Origin of the sequence: Aeromonas caviae, assembly GCF_000819785.1 — a bacterium.
Classification (GTDB): Bacteria; Pseudomonadota; Gammaproteobacteria; order Enterobacterales; family Aeromonadaceae; genus Aeromonas; species Aeromonas caviae.
On record NZ_CDBK01000044.1, the window covers coordinates 123087 to 141389 of the forward strand.

Genomic DNA, 18303 nt, shown 5'->3' on the forward strand with positions numbered 1-18303 from the left:
AACATGATCACACTTTTTTGACGTCTCCCCGTTTTGGTGCGTCATTTCTCTTCCCCATAGGTAGGGCATTGCTGGTTAAACTCGACACGCTGGTGGCGCGCTACGACGAACTCAATCGTCTCAAGACGCAACGAGCGCTGGATCTCATGAGTCGCTACGGGCAGCAGGTTTTCCACTTGCTGCCTGTCATGCTGCACTTCAATCACCCCCTGTTGCCCGGTTATGTGGCAGGGGATGTGCCTCATGGTATCTGGAGTTTTGTCGCCAACGAGGCCCAGCAGGCCTTCATCCAGGATCTCTGCCAGAACGCCAACTGCCAGGGCGGTCTCAGTACCCACGACAAGTCCATTCAGGGCCTCTACTCCATGGGGAGCACCTCCTCCATCGGTCAGTGCTGCCACTCGGATCTCGACATCTGGGTCTGTCATGTGGCCGGTCTGTCGAGCGAGCGCCTCGCCCTGCTGGAACAGAAGTGCCAGCACCTCTCCATGTGGGCGGAGCAGCGGGGGGTCGATCTCAACTTCTTCCTGATCCCCGAAGACAAGTTCCGTCAGCGCAACGATGCCCAGATGCAGGGGGAGAGCTGCGGCAGCGCCCAGCACCTGCTGCTGCTCGACGAGTTCTACCGCAGCGCCATGCACATCGCCGGCAAGCGGCTGCTCTGGTATCTGGTGCCTGCCGAATATGACGATCACTACGACGACTACGTCAACGGCCTGTTTGCCAACGGCAAGTTGAGCCAGGATGACTGGCTCGATCTGGGGGGTTTTGATCGCATTCCTGCCGAGGAGTATTTCGGCTCCGCCCTGTGGCAGCTCTACAAGGGAATCGACTCCCCCTACAAGGCGGTGCTCAAGTCGGTGCTGATGGAGGCCTACTCCCACGAGTATCCCAACACCCGGCTGCTGTCGGTGACCAGTCGCGACTGGTTCCAGCACAACGAGGGGATGCACTACCGCCTCGACAACTACTGCCTGATGCTGGACAAGGTGACCAACTACCTCAAGTCCATCGGCGACATGCAGCGCCTCGATCTGGTGCGTCGCTGCTTCTATCTGAAGGTGTGCGACGGGCTGAGCCATCCCAAGGAAGATCACTCCCCGGACTGGCGCCGGGAGCAGATGGCCCAGCTGGTAGCCTACTGGGGCTGGAGTCCGGAGCGCCTTTACCACCTTGATCACCGCCAGGAGTGGAAGGTCGAGGACGTCAAGGTGGCCTACGCCGAGTTGCTGGAGGCCCTGATGCAGAGCTACCGCAATCTCATCCAGTTCGCCCGGCGCAACAACATCAGCGAGTCCATCAACCCGGAAGACATCGGCATCCTGTCGCGCAAGCTCTATGCCGCATTCGAGAGCCTGCCGGGCAAGGTGCAGCGCATCAACCTCAAGATTGCGCCGGATCTCGGCGAGCCGGATCTCAGTCTGGTACAGGTGCCCCACGGCCGCCTGAATCGCGCCGGCTGGTATCTCTACAAGCATTCCCTCGAACCCGCCGACATCATTGGCCGGGCGCCGCTCGAATATAACGGCTACATCAGCAAGCTGGTGGCCTGGGCCTATTTCAACGGCCTGCTGACGCCCCAGTCCCGGGTACACCTGTTCAACCAGGGCTCGGATCTGCACATCGACAACCTGCATCAGTTCTGTCGCGATCTCTCCGGGACCTTCCCGGTCAAGTATCCCCGCGCGACCAACCTGGCCCTGAGCCGGCCGTGCGAGATCCGCCAGCTCTCCATCTTCCTGAACCTGGAGACGGACCCGTCCAGCCACTGGGTGGGGCAGGTGATCGAGTTCGATGCCAACGCCGCGGACGTCTTCTCGTTCGGTCGCAACCAGGAGTGTCTGGTGGGATCCGTGGATCTCGTCTATCGCAACTCCTGGAGCGAGATCCGCACCCTGCACTTCGAGGGAGAGGAAGCCGTGGTGGACGCCCTCACCACCATCCTCGGCAAGATGCACCAGGACGCCGCGGCCCCCGAGATGATCGAGGTGTTCTGCTACAGTCAGCACTTCCGCTCCCTGGTGCGCACCCGCTTCCAGCAGCTTGTGGCTGAATGCATCGAGTTGCGCCTGGCCCGGGACAAGCAGCAGCTGGTCAAGACGCTGGCGCTCGGCAAGGAGAAGTACGGCATCTTCTTCGAGCGGCGCGGGGTGTCGGTCAAGAAGCTGGAAAACGCCATCGACTTCTACCGCCACATCTCCCACAACAAGCTGGATCACCTGCCGCTGCGCCTCGACAAGACTCACAGCCAGCACCTGCCCGGTATCGTCGACGCCTACGCCAGCGAAGGGCTGGTGCAGTTCTTCTTCGATACCCGGGATGCAGGCACCAACATCTATATCCTGGACGAGGCGAATCGGGTGGAGATCTACCAGCACTTCGCCGGCAACAAGGACGAACTGGTACAGGGGGTGAATCGCTTCTACACCTCGGGTCACGAGCGATTCAGCAATGCGGGTCAGTTCAGCAACTTCAACCTGCCCCAGTACTACGAAATCGTGCAGGTGGGTGACAAACTCGATGTGATCCCCTACCGCAGCCAGAGCCCGCAGCGGGACACCCCAGGAGCTGCGCGGGAAGTAGGATGATGAGCTGATAACAGCACCGGCAAGATGGCAAACGGCCTGCATGATGCAGGCCGTTGTCGTATCCGTGGTGCGGGAATCAGGCGTGGAGGGGGCGCAGCCAGTGGGGGGATGCCGTCGAGCATCGCCGTCAGGGATGAAAGCAAACGGCCTGCTGATGCAGGCCGTTGTCTTACCCGTGAGCCGACAATCAGGCGCCGAGGCGGGCCAGCAACCAGCTGCGAATGTCGCCCAGCTGGGGGCGGCAGATCTCGTGGCGCATGGGGTATTCGTGCCACTCGGGGCTGAGTCCCGCCGCTTCCAGCCGGTTCTTGGCGTCCCAGCCCATGGAGAGGTTCACCACGTCGTCATAGATGCCGTGCATGTAGCAGATGGGCAGGGCGCGGGCCGCCTCGCTCATTTCGCCGGGCAGGGCATCGGGTACCGCCAGGTAGGTGGACATGCAGATCCGTCATGAGAAGACCACGGGCTCGCCGGCCTGGGTGGTGCAGGCCCGGGTCAGCAGAGCCTTGAGCTCGTCGCCGAAGCGGTTGTCGATCCAGCTGTCACCGCGCAGCTCGAAGTGGAAGCCGTTCTCCCGGGTGGCGACCCAGATCTGGTGCAGGGGCTCCTGCTTGTTGATGATGACCTTGGTCTTGTTCTCGAAGCTCAGGGTCAGCACCCCGCCGGCGCGTTCGCAGTCGATATCCGGATACCCCTCGTCGATGGTGTCTTCCACATACTGGAAAAAGGCGTCGGTCAGGGCGTGATACTCGTGATCCTTCATCGGTTTATCCTGTTGCTTTTAACAATGTGAGTGCGATTATAGAGGGCCAAAAATTTTTTCGCAGCGAACCATTATGATTACCCAGTTCACCAAGTGCCTGTTTGCCGCGTCGCTGTCGCTCGGGTTGGCCGCCTGTGGCCTGACGGGGCCGCTCTACATGCCGCCGGCCGAACAGCCCGCACCTGCAGAACAGACACAGCCCAAGACAGAGAGTACACCGCAAGCCGCCTCGCCTGCGACCGCTACACCGGCCTCAGAGGCCGCGCCGCAATAATCTAGGAAGGAACCGCCCCCTTGGATCACTTTAACTACGACGCAGACGGTCAGCTTCAGGCCGAACAGCTTCCCCTGCAACAGCTTGCCGACCAGTACGGCACTCCGCTCTATGTCTACTCCCGCGCAACCCTGGAACGCCACTGGCATGCCTTCGACCAGGCGGCTGGCGACATTCCCCACCTGATCTGCTACGCGGTCAAGGCCAACTCCAACCTGGCCCTGCTCAATCTGCTGGCACGCCTTGGTTCGGGCTTTGACATCGTCTCCGGCGGCGAGCTGTCCCGGGTGCTGGCGGCGGGCGGTGATCCGGCCAAGGTGGTCTTCTCCGGCGTCGCCAAGAGCGAAGCCGAGATGCGCCTTGCGCTGGAAAAAGAGATCCTCTGCTTCAACCTGGAGTCCGAAGCCGAGCTGGAGCGCCTGAACCGGGTCGCAGGCAGCATGGGCAAGAAGGCGCGGGTCTCGGTGCGGGTCAACCCGGACATCGACGCGGGCACGCACCCCTATATCTCCACCGGCCTCAAGCAGAACAAGTTCGGCATCCCCATCGAACAGGCGCCCGCCATCTACCGCAAGGCGGCGGCCATGGCCCACATCGAGATCAAGGGCGTGGATTGCCACATCGGCTCGCAACTCACTGAATTGAATCCCTTTATGGAGGCGGCGGACAAGCTGCTCAAGCTCATCGACGAGCTGGCGGCGGAAGGCATCCACATCCATCACCTGGACGTGGGCGGCGGCCTGGGGGTCAACTACGGCGCCGAGCAGCCGCCGCACCCCACCGAGTATGCCGAGGCGCTCAAGCAGAAGCTGGCGGGCCGGGATCTGACCCTCTTGTTCGAACCGGGTCGCGCTATCGTCGCCAACGCCGGTGTGCTGTTGACCCGGGTCGAGTTCCTCAAACCCGGCGAGACTCGCAACTTCGCCCTGATCGACGCCGGCATGAACGATCTGCTGCGCCCCTCCCTCTACGGCGCCTGGATGAACATCATCGAGGTGGACAGCCGGGCGACCCACGAGAAGGCACTCTATGACGTGGTGGGCCCGGTGTGCGAGACCGGCGACTTCCTCGGCAAGGAGCGTACCCTGGCGATTGCCGAGGGCTCCCTGCTGGCGGTGCGTTCCGCTGGCGCCTACGGCTTTACCATGTCCTCCAACTACAACACCCGACCCCGTGCGGCCGAGGTGCTGGTGGACGGTGACCAGGCGCACCTCATCCGTGAGCGGGAGCAGTTGGCGGATCTCTGGCGTGGCGAGCACCTGCTGCCGTGATGGATGGATTTTCAGCGTTCCTCCATGTGAGAGCGTGATTAACGGTGAGACAGGAACGCGCGATGTTGATTGAGTTTTCCAAAATGCACGGCCTCGGTAACGACTTCATGGTGGTGGATGGTGTCACCCAGAAGGTGTTCTTCAGCAACGACATCATCAAGAAGCTGGCGGATCGTCACTTCGGTATCGGCTTCGACCAGCTGTTGCTGGTGGAGCCGCCCTATGACCCCGAGCTCGACTTCCACTACCGCATCTTCAATGCCGACGGCAGCGAGGTGGAACAGTGCGGCAACGGGGCCCGTTGCTTCGCCCGTTTCGTGCGTCTCAAGGGGCTGGTCAACCGGGATCGCATCGCGGTCAGCACCGCCCGGGGCCGCATCACTCTGCAGCTGGAAGGGGAGAACCAGGTCACGGTCAACATGGGGGTGCCCCAGTTCGAGCCGGGCAAGATCCCGTTCCGTGCCCAGAAGGCGGAGAAGACGTATCTGCTGCGGGCCCAGGATCACACCGTGATGTGCGGTGCCGTCTCCATGGGCAACCCTCACTGCGTCATCGAGGTGCCCTCGGTGGCCGATGCGCCGGTGGAGACCCTGGGACCCATCATGGAGCGCCACGAGCGCTTCCCCGAGCGGGTCAACGTCGGCTTCATGGAGATGGTCAACGCCAGCGAGATCAAGCTGCGGGTCTTCGAGCGCGGGGTGGGGGAGACCCTGGCCTGCGGGACCGGGGCCTGTGCGGCCGTGGTGATAGGCATCAGCCAGGGCAAGCTCAAGGAGCGGGTCACCGTCACCCTGCCGGGTGGCAAGCTGACCATCGCCTGGAAGGGACCGGGTCAGCCCGTCTACATGACGGGGCCGGCCGAGCACGTCTTTGACGGCCAGATAGAGTTGTAGACAAGGAGCGGGTGATCCCGCTCCATCAACGGATCATATCGGGGCCCTTGGCCCCTTTTTCGGATGGATCAACCAAGTTATGAGCGAACTCAAACGGCAGGAATCACTGGTGGATGAAGCCACAGTGCTGGAGTACCTGGCCCGTTATCCCGAGTTTTTCCTGCGTCACGGGGCCATGCTGGACAAGATCCGCATTCCCCATGGGCAAAAGGGCACCATCTCCCTGGTGGAGCGCCAGCTGGACAGACAGCGGGAGCGCATCGAGCAGCTGGAGCAGGAGATCACCGAACTGATGGGGGTCGCCAGCGAGAACGAGCGGATCTTCCGGGTCTATGCGGATCTCTACGGGGAGATCTACGGCTGCCAGACCCTGTTCGAGCTGAGCGCCGTGATGGGCAAGGCCTTCGTCCAGCGGCTGCGACTCACCGGCCTGCGGCTCTGGCTCAATCCCAGGCATTTCCAGCTGAGCGGCCCCGAGCAGCGTTTCCTGGCGCAGGGCAAACAGCTCGAACAACTGCTGGGGCAGCGCCTGCCCGGCACGGACTACTATTTCGGCCGCCTCAACCAGAGCGAGAAGCAGGCGCTGTTTGGCAATGATGTGCTGGTCAACTCGGTGGCCCTGATGCGGCTCGGGGAGCTAGGCGTGCTGGCCTTCGCGAGCTCGGATCCCAGCCACTTCACCCCTCACAACGACACCCTGCTGCTGGGTCAGCTGGGGCGTCTGCTGCAGCTGCGTCTGCCCGAGCTGGCCCGTGGCTAAGGCAACGACCCGATCCGCTGCCAAGACGCCCCCTGCCGCCGACCCCCTGCCGGTCGCACTGGCGGGGGAGCTGGACGCCTTTATCGAATACCTGCGGGTCGAGCGCCAGCTCAGCCCCCACACCCGTAGCAACTATCAGGCCCACCTGGAAGCCATGACCGCCGAGCTGGTGAAGCTCGGGGTCGACGACTGGGCCCGGCTCGAGGCGAGCCAGGTGCGCAGTCTGGTGACCCGGATGCACAAGGGGGGGCTGGCGCCCCGTTCCCTTGCCACCAAGGTGTCGGCCCTGCGCAGCTTCTGCGACTGGCAGGTGCGCCAGGGGCGGCTCACCGCCAACCCGGCGCGGGGCATCGTCACCCCCAAGCAGGGGCGGCCTCTGCCCAAGAACCTGGACGTGGACGAGATGTATCAGCTGCTCAACATCACCGACGAGCAGGATCCGCTGGCGGTACGGGATCGCGCCATCATGGAGCTGATGTACTCCTCCGGCCTGCGCCTTGCCGAGCTGGTGGGGCTCAACCTCGCGGACGTGAAGCTCGACGAGCGCCAGCTCAGGGTGATCGGCAAGGGCTCGCGGGAGCGGGTGCTGCCCATCGGGCGGATGGCGGTGGAGTGGTTGCACAAGTGGCTCAAGGTACGCCCCCTGCTGGCCGGTGACGAGGGGGAGGCATTGTTCGTCTCCAAGCGCAGGCAGCGGCTCTCGGCCCGCTCGGTACAGGAGCGGCTCGACGGCTGGGGCAACAAGCAGGCGCTCAATGCCCACGTGCATCCCCACAAGCTGCGCCACAGCTTCGCCACCCACATGCTGGAATCCTCCGGCGACCTGCGGGCGGTGCAGGAGCTGCTGGGGCATGCGGATCTCTCCACCACCCAGATCTATACCCACCTCGACTTCCAGCATCTGGCCAAGGTATATGACAGTGCCCACCCGCGGGCGAAGCGGGATCCGGAAACGCCGGAGGATGAGTGATGTGGTGTGCGATCTGCGGGGATGACAATCTCCACGTCGCCCGAGTCAGGCGGGAGCCCGCAACGCCAGAGGATGGGGAGTAAAGAGGAACAGCCATGCAGTTTTACCGTCGCTGGCAGCCGGTGGCCGCCATCTCGTTCGATCTGGACGACACCCTCTATGACAACGGCCCCACCATCGCGCGGGCGGAACAGTGGATGCTGGACCACCTGCGCAGCGAATACCTGGCTACCGCCATGCTGGACAAACCGCGCTGGCTCGCGCTCAAGCGCCAGTTGCTGCTGGACCACCCGGCGCTGAGCCACGACGTCAGCCTGGCGCGGCAGCGGGGCATTCGCGAGGCCCTGGTGCAGGGGGGCATGGAGCCCGGGCTGGCGGAGCAGCAGGCCCGGGCGGTGTTCACCGGTTTCATGGCCGAGCGCTCGAAGATAGAGGTGAGCGAGGCGACTCACGCCCTGCTGGCTCGTCTGGCGGCGCGCTACCCGCTGGCGGTGATCACCAACGGCAACCTGGATCTGGAGCAGGCGGGTCTGGCTGGCTACTTCACCCTGGTCTGCAAGGCGGGAGCGGGAGCCAGAATGAAACCGGCGCCCGACATGTTCGTGCAGGTGCAAGAGGCCCTGGGGCTGGCCCCCGGCCGCATCCTCCATGTGGGGGATCACCCGGTGACCGACGTGCTGGGGGCCAGGCTGCACGGCTTTCGGGCCGCCTGGCTCAACGAGAGCGGTCAGTCCTGGCAGTCGCTGTCGCTGCTGCCGGATGTGGAGCTGGGACAGCTGCAGGATCTGGCCACCCTGCTGCTCTGAGCTGGGGGTGAGGGACAGATTCCGTGATGTATATCGGGCAATAACAACAAGGGAGCAAGGGCGTGAAGGGACTGAAGGGTGTCATCTGGCTGGCGATCCCCGTGATGCTGGCGGGATGCGATCTGGTGCAAGACCGTTACCGGATGGAGTTCAGGGACGGATCCTGGCGGGAGATCGCCATCTCCCCGTTTTCCGACGAGGCGCGCTGGCGCGAAGGGTGTGCCACCGGCGAGATCCAGGTGGACATGACCCTGCCCCTGAAACGGGGCAAGGTGGTGAATGGCCGGGAGCAACTGCTCATCGGGGGCGAGCTGTTCGAGCTGGAGGATGCCCGTCTCTATCGCGGCAACGGCATGGTGCTCGGGCAGGCCCCGGACCATATCCAGCGGGGCCTCAAGGGGCTGGATGTCTGCCGAACCCTGCGCCCTGATCGCGGAGCCCTGCCCAAGCTCAAGGGCAAGGGATTTGGCGACTAGCCCGTCTGCTGCCTGAGCGGGCAGGAGGCGTCGCCGAAGGCAGTGGACAGCTTGATGGCGTGGGGGGGTCACAGGCCCGCCACGTCGGATGCCTCCGGGCAGCCCCCGATGCACGGGGCCCTGCCCAGGCTCAAGGGCAAGGGGTCGGTGACTAGCCGACCTGCTGCCTGAACCGGCGGCAGGCGTCGCCAAAGGCGGTGAAGAGCTTGATGGAGTGGGGGTTCTCGCTGGCCTTCCACTCCGGGTGCCACTGCACCGCCAGCAGGAAGGGGGAGAGGGCGGGTGCGTGGATCGCCTCGATCAGCCCGTCTTCTGCATGGGCCAGGGGGGCCAGCCCCTTGGCCAGCGTCTTGATCCCCTGCCCGTGGAGGGAGTTGACCGGAATCGACGGCTGCCCCATCAGCTCGGCCAGCCAGGTACCGGGCACCAGCTCGACATGATGGCTCTCGCCATACTGCTCGTCCACCGGGTCATCCGCATCCTCCCGATGATCGTCATAACCCGGCTCGCAATAGACCTTCTGGTGAATGTCGCCTCCCAGGGCCACGTTGATCTCCTGCATGCCGCGGCAGATCCCGAGGATCGGCAGGCCACGGTCGAGGGCGGCGCGCACCAGGGGAATATCGAACAGATCCCTGTCCCTGTCCTGGGGCTTCTCCGGGGTGAGGTTCTCCTGGCCATAGAGGGCAGGATCGATGTTGGATCCGGCACCGCTCAGATAGACCCCGTCGGCGAGGTCCAGATACTGCTCCAGATCCTCGGTGCCACAGCAGGTGGGCACCAGCAGCGGCACGCAGCCGCTGATCTCCACCAGAGGCTTGATGTATTTGTGGGTCATGACCTGGTAGGCGTGGCCACTGCGGGCCTGGGCCCCCATGGTCATCAGCACGACGGGTTTGTTATGGGCACTGGGGTTGGGCATAGGTCACCTTGGCTATCCTTGGCGGTCTCATCCTGCGCCTTGGGAAGGCCCTTGCCGCCTCGGCTCGCAAGGGCATGCCTCAAGGCATGGTCGTGGGATCAGGGTCGCGCCAGCGTGCCAGAATCGTCGGTCAGCCTTGGCAACGACAGCCTGGATCCTGCCTCCAGTCTGCCAAGGCCGTTCAATATGTCAAACAAAATGATGCAATTATGTTAACCGTTGATGTCGAGATGCGGCTGCGAGTCCCATTTAAAGGGGCTTGAGGGGGAATGCCTGGCGCGGCGAGAGATTTGATGGTGGATATATTAAACATCTGGCCAGGTGGCCGGATAGCAGAAGGGGCCCACAGGGCCCCTTGTCGACTCAGGCGTTCAGGATGAAACGTTCGATCACCTGGGCGACCCCGTCTTCATCGTTGCGTCCCGTGGTGTGCTGTGCCAGCGCCTTGATCTCGTCGGTGGCGTTGCCCATGGCGACCCCGAGTCCGGCGTAGGCGATCATGTGGTGATCGTTGCCCGCATCCCCCACCGCGATCACCTGGGAGGCATCCAGCCCCAGGTGCTCGGCCAGGGCGGCGACGCCGGTGCCCTTGTTGCTGCGCTTGTTCATGAACTCGAGGAAGTAGGGGGCGCTGCGCACCACGGTATAGCGCTCGTGGAGTTCGGCGGGCAGCTGGGCGATGGCACGGGAGAGCAGGGGCTCTGGGTCAATCATCATCACCTTCATGATCTGCTCGTCGTCGGGCAGGGTGGCGAAGTCCACCAGGTTGATGGGTTGACCGATGAGGCGGGATTCGTGCTCGGTGTAGGGGCTGATCCTGGGGCTGATGAGCCCCTGGCGGACGGAGAAGCCGTGGATGTTCACCCCCAGCTCACAGGCCAGGTGGGCGATGGCACGGGCGTCGCTGCCGGTCAGCAACTGGCTGCGGATGATGCGTTGCTCGGACACCTGCTGCACCAGGGCGCCGTTGTAGCAGATGACGTAGTCATCCTGGCCGGTGAGGCCCAGCTCGGTCAGGGCGGCGGTCATGCCTTCCAGCGGGCGGCCGGAGGCCAGCACCACGGTCACGCCCCTGGCGCGGGCTGCCGCGATGGCGGCCTGGGTGCGGGGGGAGATTCGGCCCTCTGGGGTCAGCAGGGTGCCATCCATATCCAATGCGATCAGCTTGTACATCTTCTCACTACCTGAGTCTGGCCGGCCCGCCCGATGGGGCCATGGGGAGGCCGAGTGTAGCGAAAATCGCCGCCGGGATCACGCCGCCTGCCGAAGCGGGGGCACGTTGCCCCTCAGCGCTGGCCCTGGTAGGGGGTCAGTTGCAGCTGATCTTCCCGGATGGCGAAGTGGATGGGGCCGTGCTCGATGTCGACCCTGTTGTGGTGATGGGCCATCTCCACCTCGACGCCGGGGAAGAGGCGCTGGGTGGCGATGATGTCCATGTTGGCCATGAGCGCCTGCAGCTCCCGCTGCGCCTCGGCGAGCTGCTCGTCCAGGCTCTTGCTCTCGTCGAACTGGCGGGTGCGCAGCGCCTTGATCTTCTGCAGGGTCTCGGGATTGCGCTTGTCACGAGGCAGTTGCAGCAGACGCAGGATGAGATCCTGCAGCTTGTCTATCTGCTCGGCGCAGGTCTGTTTGCGCTGGCGAAGCGCCAGCTCCTGCTCCTTCTGGCTGAAATAGCCGCCGAGGATCTGCAACCGGGTCCGGTTGGCCGCCGAGGCTCCGAGCACCGGTGCCATGATGAGCCGGTTGGCGATGTTGATACCGCCGATGAGGTGCCCCTTGCGCATGGCGCTGTCCCCCACCTTGAGATCCTGGCCGCTGCGGCAATAGCAGTGACTGAGCTGGCTCAGGATATGGATGTCGCCATCGGCCTCCAGCCTGGCGTACTGGGCATAGCTGGCGTGGATCTCCCCCCCGGCGTTGAGGTGGCAGAGGTATTCGTCGTCTGCCAGCTTGCGCCCTATGATGCCGTTGCGCACCGTGATGGTGCCGCCGGATTCGATGTAGCCGCCCTCGACGAAGCCGCCGATCACCACGTCCCCGCTGGTCTTGACGCGCATGCCGGGCATGACGTCCCCGGTGACCAGCAGCGATCCCTCGAACTCGACGTGGCCGTGGCGGATGTCGACCTGCTTGACGTTGAGTACCTCGTCGACCCGCATCCCGGCACGCTCCTGACAGGGGAGCCCCGGGCGGGTCGCCAGCAGCAGGTCCGGATCCTCGGGGGAGAGGCAGGTGCCGTCACCCGGCGTCATGGCGCTCTCCTTGCCGTGGCGGGCGGTCAGGGTCTGGCCCGTCACGGTGAAGCCGTCGATGCCCTGGGTGGCGGGGTGCCTGCGCATCAGCAACGCCCCGGCCTTGACGGTGAGCAGGGTGCCGAGGTCGCGCATGTCCACCTTGCCGTGATCCCGCTCCTGGGGTTTGAGGATCCGCTCGGCTGCGGTCTCCACCAGCCGCTCCAGGCGGGTATCCAGGCCGTGCCTGGCGGCCTTGCCGAGGGCGATGACGAGATTGAGCTGGGCACCGGGGGCCGCCTCACCCGCTGCCTGGATGGCGGCGGCAAGGAGTCGTTCGCTCACCCCCTGCTTGACCGTGCTGGCCGCCAGGGCCTCCTGCAACTGGGCCAGGGTCAGGGGCTGGCCGCCCCAGTCCGCGGTGATCTGCGCCCTGGCGCTCATCTGGTCCTTGTCCACCTGGATGAGCAGCCTGGCATCCTGGCGCCGGGCAATGGGGACTGGCGGATGCGCGGGGGCATCCGGCTCTGCGATGAGGGCGTTGAGCAGGGTGACGGCTTCGCGGATCCCCTCGCCGAGGGGTTCGTAGCGCCGACAGTTGGAGAGTCGCAGCAGGGCCAGGACGTCGCTTTCCTGGATGGGCTCGGTGAGGCCCGGGGTGATGCGCAGGCAGACATAGCTCATGTCGGCCGACAGCTGAAACCACGCTTTGCTTAACACCGGGCCCTCCTTCGTTGTCCCTGTCCGGTTTGCCCCATGCCGGGGCCTCTCCTTGCCGGCATCCAATGCCGCCGGGGCGGATCCAACGCGCAGTATTCGGGTATTTTTCCTTCCGGGTCAACGATCTGAATGCAAATGGGTGAGCCGGGTTGAGGAAATTTCGGCTGACGGGAGAGGGGCAGAGCCGGCCATGTCATGGGTTCCATTGCAGTTTTTTAGCGCAATATGCTGACGTTTTATGCTTTCGCTATCCAGGGTGTCCATCACGTTGAGGGAGGCGATGCAAATCACCTTGCCAGACAGGAAGAGAAGGATTTTAATCTGCCGCCGCCCCAGGGCGAGGACCCTGGTCGCCATCGATCAGCCCCTTTTTCTGTCCAACCGAACGAGCCCCATGACCGCCCAAGGCCACCTGCTGTTTTCCGTCACCTGCGTCCTGCTTGCCCACAAGGTCGAACTGACTCCGGCCCTGGCCGATGCCAGCCTGTGGCATATCGTTCCCATGGCCCTGGCGAGCGCCCTGCTGCCGGATCTCGATCACCCCCGCTCCCTGCTCGGGCGGCAACTGCCCTGGATCTCGGGGCCGCTCTCCCGGCTGTTCGGCCATCGCGGCTTCACCCACAGCCTGCTGGCGGTGGGGATGGGGGTCTGGGGGCTGGCCCAGGTGGAAGCCCCCTGGTTGCTGTCGGGGGCGGTGAAGGATGCTCTCATCGTGGGCTATCTCAGCCATCTGCTGGGGGACTGGCTCACCCCCATGGGCATTCCCCTGCTCTGGCCCTGGCGTCGGCGCTTTCGCCTGCCCGGCCTGCCCCTCAAGAGCGGCGGGGGCTACGAGAGGGCCTTCTGCCTGCTGACCCTGGCGCTCGCCGGGTACTGGGTCCATGGCGGCGCAGGCTTGACTCACTTCTAGCCCCGGGCGCCTTCCTGGCATCTGGCCGTTCGGGTCAGGGTGAGGTAATCGGCGAGCACCGGCAGCCCCAGCAGGTGGCGGCGCAGCATGTCGAGGGCGGCGAAGGCGAGGATCCGGCGACCGCTCGCGGGATCCGGGTGGCTGACCCTGAGCGTCTGGCCGTGCAGTTGCCCGTCGGCGCAGAGCAGCAGCGGCACGCCGTCCGGCCCGGCACGGCCTATGGTGAGGCTCAGGGGGGCGGCGGGCACCGCCAGTTGAGTCAGATCGTCGCTCAGGGTGTGGCTGAAGCCGGCGGTCAGGGCCGGGTGCCCGTGACACATGGCCAGCAGGGCGCCCCGGCTCTCCCCTTCTTGCAGGTGCAGCGACCGCTCCCCCAGCAGGGCCAGGATCTGGCTGGCAGGCGCCTCGTTGCCACGCCCTACCAGCCAGGGGGCGATGGCCGCAAGCAGCCTCGCCTCGGCGGCGTCCATGTCGGCGGTGCTGGCACCGTGGCCGATGAGCTTGAGCTCGATGAGAGGCATGGAGGAGCGGTAGCCCAGCTCGATGCCGGCAGGCCAGGGGGCCGCATCCAGCATGTCGCTGAGGGCGGACTCCGAGACGCCGAAGGTGTAGAAACGGCGCAGCTCGGTGTCGGTCTCTTCCCCGGCCAGCGCCTTGAGGCGGGGCATGATCTGTTCGCGCACCATCTGCTTGAACTCGAACGGCACGCCCGGGGTGAAGAAAAGCCGGCTCTGGCCGTGGCTGGCCGGGTGGCGGACCACAAAGCCGCAGGCGGTGCCCACCGGGTTGTCGAGGATCTCGCAGTCCCGGGGCAGCCAGGCCTGCTTGGTGTTGCTCCGGGCCATGGTGCGGCCCCGGCTGGCATAGCGTTCGGCCATGGTGGCGAGCCAGTCCGGGAACAGGGTCAGGGGCTGGTCAAACGCCTCGGCTGCGGCCTGGGCGGTGAGGTCGTCCGCCGTGGGGCCGAGCCCCCCGCACACCAGTACCACCTCGGCGCGGTTGGCGCTCTCCTGCAGCACGGCTGTCAGATCCGCGAGGTTGTCCCCCACGGTGGCGCGGCGGCGCACCTGCCAGCCCTGCTCCAGCAAGAGGGCGCTGAGCCAGGCGGCATTGGTGTCCACCACCAGGCCGGTCACTATCTCGTCGCCTGTGCTGATGATCTCGATGCGCATGGGGACTCCTTGGGTGGGGCCAGCCCTCTCAGGGCTTGCCGTGTTCGAAGTAGTAGCTGATCCGGGTGCGGGGGTTGAGGTATTCGAACACCGCCGGGGGCAGGCGTTTGGGCTGGATCACCTTGGCGATGGTCAGCCCGGCCGCGTCGAGGTCGATGATGGCCGCCTCCTGGCGCGGAATGCGGGGGTCGTATACCAGCACGGCGGGGTAGAGCAGGCGGGAGGCGTTGACCGACATCACCAGCCCCACCTGGCCGTTGGAAAGCTGCACCACGCTACCCGGGGGGTAGACCCCCATCAGTCGGATCAGCATGCCGAGGTGATCGGCGTTGAACTGGGACTTGCGCTGCTTGTAGAGGCTGCCGAGGGCCGCGTAGGGCACCTTGGCCTCCAGGTGGCAGAGGTTGTCGTACTCGTTGATGAGGGAGACGATCTGGGTGAGGGGATCGAGCTGATCCCCCTTGAGCCCCTGGGGGCCGGTGCCGTCCAGGTACTCGTGGTGGTTCTGCACTATCTGCTTGGCCGCTTCCGGAAAATCGCTGACCAGCCCCAGCAGTTCCAGGCCGTAGCGGGGATGCTGGGCCATCAGGTTCTGCTCCGGCTTGGTCAGCGGCTCCGTCTTGCGCAGGATCTGGCTCGGGATCCTCAGCTTGCCGATGTCGTGGAACAGGGCCCCCATGCCGACCTGGCGGATTGCCTCGGCCGGCAACTTGCACTCCCGGGCGAGCAGCATGCTGAGCACGCTGACGTTGAGGGAGTGAAACTGCAGGCTGTTGCCATCATCGCTGTCGGAGACCAGGTGCAGCACCATCTCGTCCACCGAGAGGAGCTGCTCCGTCATGGCGTTGATCAGCTCCTGGGCCTCGCTGATGGCGTTGAGGGGGCGGGACTGGATCTTGCCCATGAGGTTGCGCACCTGGGCCAGGGATTGGCGGAACTGTTTCTCGCACTGCTGCAGGTCGCGGCGATAGCGCTGCAACTGCTCGATGCGCCGCAGTTTCTCCTGCTGCATCTCCTCCTGGCGGGCGACGAGACCCTCTCCCTCAACCTCATCCGCCTGGGGCTGGGTCTGTCCGAGGGGCTTGGGCGGCGTGTCGCTCTTGTCGGGAATGATGGTCACCAGCTTGAGGCCAAGGCGACGAATGAGCTCGATCTCCTCCTCGCTCTTGAGCTTGAAGCTGGAGAACAGAAACGGGTGCTCACGCCATCCCAAAGGCAGGGAGACATAATTGCCGACTTGCAGCCGTTCTACGGAGATCTTGATTCCTGTCATGGGGTTGGGCACGAGGGACACACTGAGCCGTATGCTAGTCAAAGGGCGGGGTGAATACAAAAGGTATCTGATGACAGCGGGAGCGCTTTATTATAGGCTTCTAGATGTCCAGACATATTTACCGATGCAGTACAGGGAGTCAGCATGCCGATCAAGATCCCGGACCAGTTGCCCGCCGCCGAAGTGCTGGGGCAGGAGAACATCTTCGTGATGACGGAATCCCGGGCCGTCACCCAGAACATCCGCCCGCTGCGGGTGCTCATCCTCAATCTGATGCCCAAGAAGATAGAAACCGAGATCCAGCTGATGCGGATGCTCTCCAACTCGCCCTTGCAGGTGGACGTGGATCTGTTGCGCATCGACGATCGGGAGTCGAAAAACACGCCCCAGGCGCACCTGGAGAACTTCTATCACGACTTCGAGCAGGTGAGAGGCAACAACTACGACGGTATGATCATCACGGGGGCGCCGCTCGGGCTGGTGGAGTTCGAGGAGGTGGTCTATTGGCCCCGCATCGTCGAGATCATCGAGTGGTCCCATCAGCATGTCACCTCCACCCTCTTCCTCTGCTGGGCGGTGCAGGCGGCGCTGAAAGCCTTGTACGGCATGGAGAAGCAGACCCACGGCGAGAAGCTCTCCGGGGTCTATCGCCACCACCGCCTCGACGAGCACGAGGCGCTGCTGCGCGGCTTCGATGACGAATTCGTGGCGCCCCACTCCCGCTATGCGGCCTTCGACGGGGATCTCATCCGCGCCCACACCGATCTGCAGATCTTCGCCGAGTCGGAAGAGGCGGGCGTCTATCTGGCCGCCACCAAGGATTGTCGCCAGGTGTTCGTCACCGGCCATCCGGAATATGACGCCCTGACCCTGGATGGGGAATACCGGCGGGATCTGGCGGCCGGGCTCACCCCCGTCATTCCGGTCAACTATTACCCGAACAACGACCCAAGCCAGACCCCGCGCGCCACCTGGCGTAGCCACGGTCACCTGCTGTTTTCCAACTGGCTCAACTATTACGTCTACCAGTTGACCAGCTACAAGGTGGAAGACATCGGCAAGGTGTTTACCTACCAGCAGCCCAAGGGATAGAGCCCATCAGTCCGCCCCGGCCAGCCGCCGCCCACGGGTATCGAGCCAGTGACGGTGGCAGGCCAGGGTGAAGGCCCGTGGCCGTCTGGCCCGGATGAGGGTCATGGCCTCCTGCTGGGGCAGCCCCTGGGTCATCAGCAGCAGGGCGGCCGCCAGCCCGGTACGCCCGCTTCCGCCGTGACAGTGAATGGCAAGGTGCCGTCCCTCGCGCAGCAGGGCGAGCAGTCGGGGTTGCACCCCGGGCCAGGCCTGTTCGAAGGTTGCATCCGGTGCCTCGTCATCCGCAATGGGCAGATGGAACCAGCTCATGCCTCTGGCCTGCACCAGCTGCCCGAGAGAGAGGGACCCGCACAGGGCCAGCTCCTCCTCCGTCATCAGGGTCAGCACCCCGCCGGCACCGGCCAGCTGCAACTGGGCAAGGGCGTGGGCCATGGGGACTTGCTGGCTGCCGGGGCAGGGGGTGAGCAGGAGCTGGCCGTCGAGCCGTGGAACGTCCAGGCTCCAGAAGGGATGGGCACTGAGCATGGGGTTCCTCGTGGTGGTCGGGATCAACGGGATCGGCATCCCGCGGGTGCGGCACAGCATAGAGGGGCCGGAGGCGATGTCAATCTGCGTTGTGTTCGGCCCGGTTTACGGGCAGAGTCTAAAAAAATCGAGCGATGCAAGGAGTAAAGATGAGAAACCTGGATCAACTGGACTTGGACATCCTGGCCCATCTGTTTCGCGATGCGGGCATGACCAACAAGGATTTGGCAGCCCTGGTCGGGGTGGCGCCGTCCACCTGTCTGGAGCGGGTGCGCAAGCTGCAGCAGGATGGCGTGCTCAAGGGGGCGCACTGCGAGGTGGATTACCAGGCCCTGGGCGGTCACATCCAGGCCATGGTCTCCCTGCAACTGGCCCGTCACAGCCGCCAGATCATCGATGCGTTTCGCGACGCCATCCTGGCCCTGCCCGAGGTGATCAGCCTGTTCCACATGGGCGGCAAGGATGATTTCCTGGTGCACCTGTGCGTCTCCGATACCGAACACCTGCGCAATTTCGTCTTCGATCACTTCACCTCCCGGGAAGAGGTGGTGCACCTCGAGACCTCCCTGGTGTTCGAGCACAGGTTCAGCCGCTCGCTCCCCTGCTTCCCCCACCCCTGACGGGGCTAGCCGCAAGAAAAAACCGCCCGAGGGCGGT

At 64.5% G+C, this 18303-nt stretch carries 19 protein-coding genes and 1 pseudogene; 11 read left to right on the forward strand and 9 right to left on the reverse strand.

The window, feature by feature from the left end:
* The first annotated feature begins 68 nt into the window (after positions 1-68).
* A complete protein-coding gene (locus tag BN1120_RS07275; protein WP_042015367.1) occupies positions 69-2588 on the forward strand; it encodes a class I adenylate cyclase in 2520 nt (839 codons plus the stop codon).
* 187 nt (positions 2589-2775) lie between these two features.
* Here BN1120_RS07275 and BN1120_RS07280 read toward each other — a convergent pair.
* Together BN1120_RS07280 and cyaY are read right to left on the reverse strand one after the other, a co-directional pair.
* A pseudogene (locus BN1120_RS07280) lies at positions 2776-3033 on the reverse strand (alpha/beta hydrolase); the annotation flags it as partial.
* A gap of 3 nt (positions 3034-3036) precedes the next feature.
* Positions 3037-3351, reverse strand: coding sequence for an iron donor protein CyaY (gene cyaY / locus BN1120_RS07285; RefSeq protein WP_010672698.1), 315 nt, complete (start codon positions 3349-3351; stop codon positions 3037-3039).
* A 73-nt stretch (positions 3352-3424) separates the two neighbouring features.
* Between cyaY and lptM the strand changes: the two genes are divergently transcribed.
* The 7 genes from lptM to BN1120_RS07315 all read left to right on the forward strand — a co-directional run bounded on the left by lptM (position 3425) and on the right by BN1120_RS07315 (position 8801).
* A complete protein-coding gene (gene lptM / locus BN1120_RS20665; RefSeq protein ID WP_010672699.1) occupies positions 3425-3625 on the forward strand; it encodes an LPS translocon maturation chaperone LptM in 201 nt (66 codons plus the stop codon).
* A gap of 20 nt (positions 3626-3645) precedes the next feature.
* A complete protein-coding gene (lysA, locus tag BN1120_RS07290) occupies positions 3646-4896 on the forward strand; it encodes a diaminopimelate decarboxylase (RefSeq protein WP_039039806.1) in 1251 nt (416 codons plus the stop codon).
* A 62-nt stretch (positions 4897-4958) separates the two neighbouring features.
* Positions 4959-5789, forward strand: coding sequence for a diaminopimelate epimerase (dapF, locus tag BN1120_RS07295; RefSeq protein WP_029313578.1), 831 nt, complete (start codon positions 4959-4961; stop codon positions 5787-5789).
* 79 nt (positions 5790-5868) lie between these two features.
* On the forward strand, positions 5869-6549 hold the full coding sequence (locus tag BN1120_RS07300) for a DUF484 family protein (RefSeq protein WP_041212252.1): 681 nt from the start codon (positions 5869-5871) through the stop codon (positions 6547-6549).
* Complete coding sequence (xerC, locus tag BN1120_RS07305) at positions 6542-7519, forward strand: tyrosine recombinase XerC (protein ID WP_042015368.1); 978 nt, start codon at positions 6542-6544, stop codon at positions 7517-7519. The genes BN1120_RS07300 and xerC overlap by 8 nt, the downstream gene beginning before the upstream one ends.
* 95 nt (positions 7520-7614) lie before the next feature.
* Positions 7615-8325: an HAD-IA family hydrolase gene (locus BN1120_RS07310; protein WP_042015371.1), complete on the forward strand. Its 711-nt coding sequence runs from the start codon at positions 7615-7617 to the stop codon at positions 8323-8325.
* A 104-nt stretch (positions 8326-8429) separates the two neighbouring features.
* Positions 8430-8801: a hypothetical protein gene (locus BN1120_RS07315; RefSeq protein ID WP_042015448.1), complete on the forward strand. Its 372-nt coding sequence runs from the start codon at positions 8430-8432 to the stop codon at positions 8799-8801.
* 151 nt (positions 8802-8952) lie between these two features.
* Here the strand turns inward: BN1120_RS07315 and BN1120_RS07320 are convergent, their stop codons facing one another.
* The 4 genes from BN1120_RS07320 to BN1120_RS07335 all read right to left on the reverse strand — a co-directional run bounded on the left by BN1120_RS07320 (position 8953) and on the right by BN1120_RS07335 (position 13031).
* Positions 8953-9723, reverse strand: coding sequence for a gamma-glutamyl-gamma-aminobutyrate hydrolase family protein (locus BN1120_RS07320; protein ID WP_042015373.1), 771 nt, complete (start codon positions 9721-9723; stop codon positions 8953-8955).
* 363 nt (positions 9724-10086) lie between these two features.
* Positions 10087-10896, reverse strand: coding sequence for a sugar-phosphatase (yidA, locus tag BN1120_RS07325; RefSeq protein WP_041214347.1), 810 nt, complete (start codon positions 10894-10896; stop codon positions 10087-10089).
* Between the two features lie 113 nt (positions 10897-11009).
* Complete coding sequence (locus BN1120_RS07330) at positions 11010-12674, reverse strand: DUF342 domain-containing protein (protein ID WP_042015376.1); 1665 nt, start codon at positions 12672-12674, stop codon at positions 11010-11012.
* A 117-nt stretch (positions 12675-12791) separates the two neighbouring features.
* The gene (locus BN1120_RS07335) at positions 12792-13031 is read right to left on the reverse strand and encodes a hypothetical protein (protein ID WP_042015378.1); all 240 of its coding nucleotides are present in this window, start codon (positions 13029-13031) and stop codon (positions 12792-12794) included.
* Between the two features lie 37 nt (positions 13032-13068).
* Between BN1120_RS07335 and BN1120_RS07340 the strand changes: the two genes are divergently transcribed.
* Complete coding sequence (locus BN1120_RS07340; protein ID WP_042015381.1) at positions 13069-13584, forward strand: metal-dependent hydrolase; 516 nt, start codon at positions 13069-13071, stop codon at positions 13582-13584.
* On the opposite strand, the gene BN1120_RS07345 is transcribed toward BN1120_RS07340, so the two are convergent.
* Both BN1120_RS07345 and BN1120_RS07350 read right to left on the reverse strand, forming a co-directional pair.
* Positions 13581-14756 carry a competence/damage-inducible protein A gene (locus BN1120_RS07345; RefSeq protein ID WP_042015382.1) on the reverse strand — a complete coding sequence of 392 codons (1176 nt, stop codon included), beginning with the start codon at positions 14754-14756 and terminating at the stop codon, positions 13581-13583. The genes BN1120_RS07340 and BN1120_RS07345 overlap by 4 nt on opposite strands.
* Before the next feature lie 28 nt (positions 14757-14784).
* Positions 14785-16029: an HD-GYP domain-containing protein gene (locus BN1120_RS07350; RefSeq protein ID WP_029313584.1), complete on the reverse strand. Its 1245-nt coding sequence runs from the start codon at positions 16027-16029 to the stop codon at positions 14785-14787.
* Between the two features lie 144 nt (positions 16030-16173).
* Here BN1120_RS07350 and metA point away from each other — a divergent pair, with 144 nt between their 5' ends.
* On the forward strand, positions 16174-17121 hold the full coding sequence (gene metA / locus BN1120_RS07355) for a homoserine O-acetyltransferase MetA (protein WP_010672713.1): 948 nt from the start codon (positions 16174-16176) through the stop codon (positions 17119-17121).
* A 6-nt stretch (positions 17122-17127) separates the two neighbouring features.
* Here the strand turns inward: metA and BN1120_RS07360 are convergent, their stop codons facing one another.
* A complete protein-coding gene (locus tag BN1120_RS07360) occupies positions 17128-17646 on the reverse strand; it encodes a phosphatase domain-containing protein (RefSeq protein WP_042015384.1) in 519 nt (172 codons plus the stop codon).
* 149 nt (positions 17647-17795) lie between these two features.
* On the opposite strand from BN1120_RS07360, the gene BN1120_RS07365 reads away from it, so the two are divergent.
* Complete coding sequence (locus tag BN1120_RS07365) at positions 17796-18266, forward strand: Lrp/AsnC family transcriptional regulator (RefSeq protein WP_010672715.1); 471 nt, start codon at positions 17796-17798, stop codon at positions 18264-18266.
* Positions 18267-18303 lie beyond the last annotated feature (37 nt).